At 77.1% G+C, this 5,295-nt stretch carries 7 protein-coding genes; 2 read left to right on the top strand and 5 right to left on the bottom strand.

What is annotated here, in order from left to right:
• Window positions 1-164: 164 nt before the first annotated feature.
• On the top strand, window positions 165-824 hold the full coding sequence (locus ABEB16_RS18500) for a class I SAM-dependent methyltransferase (RefSeq protein WP_345713683.1): 660 nt from the start codon (window positions 165-167) through the stop codon (window positions 822-824).
• Window positions 825-978: 154 nt separating this feature from the next.
• Here ABEB16_RS18500 and ABEB16_RS18495 read toward each other — a convergent pair whose 3' ends face one another.
• From ABEB16_RS18495 to ABEB16_RS18485, 3 genes are read right to left on the bottom strand one after another with little or no spacing between them, the layout of a single operon-like run.
• Entirely contained in the window at window positions 979-1,815 is an 837-nt protein-coding gene (locus ABEB16_RS18495) for an ABC transporter permease (RefSeq protein WP_345713682.1), read from the bottom strand.
• Window positions 1,812-2,606: an ABC transporter ATP-binding protein gene (locus ABEB16_RS18490; RefSeq protein ID WP_345713681.1), complete on the bottom strand. Its 795-nt coding sequence runs from the start codon at window positions 2,604-2,606 to the stop codon at window positions 1,812-1,814. The genes ABEB16_RS18495 and ABEB16_RS18490 overlap by 4 nt, the downstream gene beginning before the upstream one ends.
• 53 nt (window positions 2,607-2,659) lie before the next feature.
• The gene (locus tag ABEB16_RS18485; RefSeq protein WP_345713684.1) at window positions 2,660-3,319 is read right to left on the bottom strand and encodes a DUF4097 family beta strand repeat-containing protein; all 660 of its coding nucleotides are present in this window, start codon (window positions 3,317-3,319) and stop codon (window positions 2,660-2,662) included.
• 235 nt (window positions 3,320-3,554) lie between these two features.
• Here ABEB16_RS18485 and ABEB16_RS18480 point away from each other — a divergent pair, with 235 nt between their 5' ends.
• Window positions 3,555-4,310: a helix-turn-helix domain-containing protein gene (locus tag ABEB16_RS18480; RefSeq protein WP_345713680.1), complete on the top strand. Its 756-nt coding sequence runs from the start codon at window positions 3,555-3,557 to the stop codon at window positions 4,308-4,310.
• A gap of 19 nt (window positions 4,311-4,329) precedes the next feature.
• Here ABEB16_RS18480 and ABEB16_RS18475 read toward each other — a convergent pair whose 3' ends face one another.
• Both ABEB16_RS18475 and ABEB16_RS18470 read right to left on the bottom strand, forming a co-directional pair.
• Window positions 4,330-4,923 carry a GNAT family N-acetyltransferase gene (locus ABEB16_RS18475; RefSeq protein ID WP_345713679.1) on the bottom strand — a complete coding sequence of 198 codons (594 nt, stop codon included), beginning with the start codon at window positions 4,921-4,923 and terminating at the stop codon, window positions 4,330-4,332.
• Window positions 4,924-4,975: 52 nt separating this feature from the next.
• Window positions 4,976-5,295 (bottom strand): helix-turn-helix domain-containing protein (locus ABEB16_RS18470; RefSeq protein ID WP_345713678.1); only part of this gene is annotated, 320 nt, incomplete at its 5' end.

Raw genomic sequence — 5,295 nt, 5'->3', positions numbered from 1 at the left:
CGGCCTCGCCGCGCTCGGCCGCCGACCCGGCGTCCTCCGCCACCCCGCACCCCGCTGCCCGCGCCCGCCCGCCGCCCCCGCCGGGACGGCGCCGGGAGAGGCTAACGGCGGCCCGCGCCCGGGCTGCGGCACCCGACCGGCGTGGCGGCTGAGACGCTGGCGGGGTGCCCCCGCCGCCCCCCGCCGCCCTGCGGGACGTCGTCCGCGCCCACACCCGGCCCGGCCGCCCGGCCCTCGTGCCGGAGGTCCGCCTGCACCTGGCCGCCGACACCACAGCCCTGTGGCAGCGGCTGGAGGAGGAGCTGGGGCGCTCGGGCACCGAGCCCCCCTTCTGGGCGGCGGCCTGGGCGGGCGGGCAGGCCGTGGCGCGCCACCTGCTCGACACGCCCGACCTCGTGCGCGGCCGGCGGGTGCTCGACCTCGCCACCGGCTCGGGGCTGTGCGCGATCGCCGCCGCCCTGGCCGGTGCCGCCCGGGTGCTCGCCGCCGACGTCGACGAGCTCGCCGCCGCGGCCGTCGCGGAGAACGCCGCCCTCAACGCCGTCGCCGTCGAGCCCGTCGTGGCCGACCTGCTCGCCGGGGACCCCCCGGACGTCGACGTGGTCGTGGCGGGGGACGTCTGGTACGAGCGGCGGATGGCCGAGCGGTTCCTGGCCTGGCTGCGGACCTGCCGCGGCGCCGGGTGCGACGTGCTCGTCGGCGACCCCGGCCGCGCGTTCCTGCCCCGGCACGCGCTGGTGGAGGTCGCCCGCTACGACGTGGCCGCCGACCCGGTGCTGGAGAGCGCCGCCGTGCGGCACGCGGCGGTGTTCCGGCTGCGCTGAGGAGCGGCCTCCACCGCGCCCTTCTCCGGGTTCGGGCGGTCGGAACGCGGTGCGGGGGCGCCGAAACCCGGAGATGGGCGCGGTGGGCGGGGTGGGTGCGATGCGCAGACCGCACCGGGTCGTGCTCCGGTGCGGCCTGCGCGGTGCGCGGGTGTCAGAGGCGCCGCTCGCGGCGGTAGAGCGAGCGGGCCCACGCCCAGCCGGCGACGCCGAGCACGAGGCACCAGGCGACGGCCTGCGCGGCGACGGCGCCCCCGGGCCCCGCCCCACCGGCCAGCAGTCCCCGCGCGGTCTCGATGACCGGGGTGAACGGCTGGTGCTGCGCGAACCAGCGCACGGCCGTCGGCATGGTCTCGACGGGCGCGAAACCGCTGCCCAGGAACGGCAGCAGCAGCAGGATCATCGGCGCGTTGCTCGCGGTCTCGACGCTGCGCGCGTTGAGCCCCATGGCGACGCACAGCCAGTTCAGGGCCAGGCCCAGCAGGACGAACAGGCCCAGCAGCGCGAGCCGGTCGAGCGCGCCCGCGCCGGGCCGGTAGCCCATCGCGACGGCGGCGCCGAGCACGAGCACGAGGGCCGCCAGCGCCTGCACGAGGAAACCGATCACCGGCCCGGACAGCACCGCCCCCGGCGCGATCGCCATCGTCTTGAACCGGGCCGTGATCCCGCCGGCGGCGTCCATGGCGGTGCTGGTGGCCACCGACGTCGCCCCTCCGACCACGGTGAGGACCAGCAGGGTGGGCGTGATGTAGTCGAGGTACGCGGCGCGCCCCTCGGCCCCGGGGGTGACGCCGGGGGCCACGCCGGCGCCGAAGGCGCCGCCGAAGACGTGGACGAACAGCAGGAGCACCACGAGCGGGCCGAGGACGAGGAAGATCGTCAGCCCGGGGTAGCGCACCGCGCGCAGCAGGCTGCGGCGCACCATGGTGACGACGTCGGCGACGGGACGGGGGCGGGCGGTCGCGGGCGCGGTGGTGGTGACGGCGGTCATCGGACGTCCTCCTCGTCGAGCGCGGGGGTGGTCCCGCCGGTCGGTTCGGTCAGTGCGAGGAACACGTCGTCGAGCGAGCCGGCGTCGTACGCGGCCTTGAGCTCGGCGGGCGTGCCCCCGGCGACGACGCGGCCGCCGTGCAGCACGGCCACGGAGTCGGCGAGGTGGTCGGCCTCCTCCAGGTACTGGGTGGTGAGGAGGATCGTGGTGCCGTCCGCGACGAGGGCGCGCACCTCGTCCCACAGGGTGCGGCGGCTGCGCGGGTCCAGGCCGGTGGTCGGCTCGTCGAGGAAGACGACGGCGGGCGCCCCGACGAGGGTCATCGCGAGGTCGAGCTTGCGCTTCGTGCCACCGGAGTAGGTGCTGACGGGCTTGCCCGCCGCCTCGGTGAGGCCGAAGCGCTCGAGCAGCTCGGTCGTCCGCCGGCGCCCGGCGGCCCGGCCGAGGTGGGCGAGGTCCGCCACGAGGCGCAGGTTCTCGGCGCCGGTGAGCAGCTCGTCGACGGCGGTGATCTGGCCGGTGACGCCGATCGACGCGCGCACGGCGTCGGGCTCGCGGGCGACGTCGTGGCCGGCGACGCGGACGGTGCCGGCGTCGGCCCGCAGCAGGGTGGACAGGACGCCGACGGTCGTGGTCTTGCCGGCGCCGTTCGGGCCCAGCAGCGCGGTCACGGTGCCGGCGGGGACGGTGAGATCGACCCCGTCGAGCACGGGCCGCGTGCCGGACGTCGACGGGTAGGACTTGCGCAGGCCGGCGACCTCGATCGCGGGCCCGGGGGCGGGGCTGGTCACGGGTGCTCCTTGCGGTGGTGGGGGACGCGCGGGCGGTGGCGGCGCGGGTCGCCTCAGCGGCTGCGGGCGGTGATGTCGCCGTGGGTGGTGGTGGCGCGGATGTCGAGCTCGGTGGTGCCGTCGTTCGCGAGGGCGTTGCTGATGCGGCCGCAGCCGGTGCCGGCGTCCATGGCGGCCGAGACCCCTGCCGCGGCGTCGACGGTGATGTCGCCGACCCGGGTGCGCAGCACGAGCGCGCCGGGCCCGGCCTCGGCGATGCGGATGTCGCCCTTCGTGGTGGTGACCTCGGCGGGACCGGTGAGGCGGCCGATCGAGACGTCGCCGGCCAGGGCGGTGAGGTGGGCGCTGGCGGCCTCGTCGAGCTCGATCGTGCCGTGCGAGCCCTCGGCGGTGACGTCCCCGAGCCGGCCGACGCCGCGCAGCCCGGCGACGCCCTCGACCTCGACGTGGGAGCCGGCGGGCAGCTGGACCGTCACCTCGACGGTTCCGGAGGGGCCGAAGACCCCGTGCTTCGCCGGTGTCGCGATCCGCAGGACGCCGTCGTGGAACTCGACCGCGGTCCGCTCCGCCGCCCTCGCGTCGCGGCCGGTGGCGGCGTCGGCGGGCCGGACCTCGACCGCGGTGCCGGCGCCGTCGGCGGCGACGAGCCGGACCCGCCCTGCGGGGACGTCGATGACGGCGGAGATGGGGGTGGGGGTGTCGAAGGTGCGCATGGTGCTCAGCTCCTGGTGCTCGTCGGTCCGTGGTGTTTCGTGCATGAGAAACGCTACGGAGCGTTCACCCGGCAGGCAACAGCGTCATTGCATCCGTCGCGCATCTGCGCAGCTCAGAGCGGACAAATCGTTGCAACGGGCCAAACGGCAACGCAATGCCGGCACGTGGTGGCGTTGCACTCGTCGAGCGGTGAACGCTACCGTCGGCGCATCAGCGGGTGCGGAGGGGGACGCGGTGCCGGGAGGCAGGCTCACCAGGCAGGAACGCCAGCAGGTCGCGCACGGCCTGGCCGACGACCTCTCCTACGCGGAGATCGCCAGGCGCCTGGCGCGCCCCACCTCGACGATCACGCGCGAGGTGATGCGCAACGGCGGTCCCGTCGCCTACCGCCCCGACCTGGCCCAGCGCTCCGCCGAGCGGCGCGCCCGCCGGCGCCCCCGGGCCGCGCCCCGCAGCTCGCAGGCGCACGGCGGCGACGCGGAGGCCGTGCGCGAGTACGAGGAGTCCTTCGTCACGCTGATCATGCAGTCGGGGCTGCCCCGGACGGCCGCCGGGGTGCTGACCTGCCTCTACACCGCCAACGCGGGCGGCCTCACCGCCGCCGAGCTCGTCCAGCGCCTGCGCGTCAGCCCGGCGTCCGTCTCCAAGGCGGTCGCGCTCCTGGAGGGCCACGGCCTGCTCCTGCGCGAGCGCGAGGGCCGCCGCGAGCGCTACGTCGCCGACGGGGACGTCTGGTACCAGTCGATGATCGCCACCGTCCGGTCCCACGCCCAGCTCGTCGAGACCGCCCGGCAGGGTGTCCGCCTCCTCGGCCCGGACACCCCGGCCGGCGTGCGGCTGGAGAACATGGCCCGCTTCATGGACTTCGTCGGCGAGAGCATCGCCCGCGCCGCGGAGCAGGCCCGCGAGCTCCTCTCCGCGGAAGCCGGGGCGGTCCCGCGCGACAGCGCCGCACCGGCTGCGGTCCGCCGCGGCGGGCGGTCGGCGTGACGGGCGCGGTGGGGGCGGCTCAGCCGCCCCGGTGCGCCCGCCAGGTGGCCGCGTCGATCCGGTGCAGCACGTGCCGGTACGGCGCGACGCCCGCCGCGATGCTGTGGTCGAAGTCGTCCGCCGGATCCCGGCGCATGCCCAGGCGGCGCATCACCGCCTGCGAGCGCACGTTCGACGGGGTGGTGATCGAGACCACCTCCGCCAGGCCCGCACCACCGGCGGCCGGGTCCCCGAACGCCACGTCGAGGGCGCGGGTGGCGGCCTCGGTGGCGTAGCCGCGCCCCCACGACCAGCGGGCCAGCCGCCAGCCCACCTCCACCGCCGGGGTGAAGTGCGCCTCGAACGTCTGCTCCAGCAGCCCGGTGAACCCCGCGAACCGCCCCGCGTCGGGGCCCTCGGCGACCTCCACCGCCCACAGGCCCCAGCCGTGCCGGTCGAACTCCCCGTCGCCGCGGGCCGCCAGCGCGTCGCTGCCCGCGCGGTCCAGGGGCGCGGCCAGGTGCTCCACCACCTCCGGGTCGGCGTTGAGCGCCGCGAAGGGCGCCAGGTCCTCCTCCCGCCAGCGCCGCAGCAGCAGGCGGTCGGTGCGCAGGGAGATCGCGTCGAGGTCCACGGGGGCAGCCTGGCAGGAGCGATTCGCCCGCGGGAGGGCCCGGGGACGGGCGTCAGGGAGTGCCCCCGCCGCCGGGCTGCAGCGCCTCGGCCAGCTCCCGGCGGGAGGAGACGCCGAGCTTGGCGTAGGCGCGGTGCAGGTGGTTCTCCACCGTGCGGTGCGAGACCACGAGCGCCTCCGCGATGCGCGTCGCCGTCCACCCCCGCGCGGCCAGCACCGCCACCTCCCGCTCCCGGGCCGTCAGCGGCTGCGGCGCCAGCGGCAGCTGCAACCCGGGCGTCCGCGCCCCCCGGCAGCGCTCGGCCAGGTCTGCGCTGCGGCGGCGGTCGGTGTCGCGGGCGCCCAGCACCGGCGTGTCCACGGTGACCACGA

Source organism: Kineococcus glutinatus (genome assembly GCF_039542765.1).
GTDB classification, from domain to species: Bacteria; Actinomycetota; Actinomycetes; order Actinomycetales; family Kineococcaceae; genus Kineococcus_A; species Kineococcus_A glutinatus.
This window is presented reverse-complemented; position numbering and strand designations above follow the sequence as displayed.

Coding starts and splice junctions, on each gene's coding strand:
- ABEB16_RS18495 (WP_345713682.1), bottom strand. CDS start 1,815: ATGACCGCCGTCACCACCACCGCGCCCGCGACCGCCCGCCCCCGTCCC.
- ABEB16_RS18485 (WP_345713684.1), bottom strand. CDS start 3,319: ATGCGCACCTTCGACACCCCCACCCCCATCTCCGCCGTCATCGACGTC.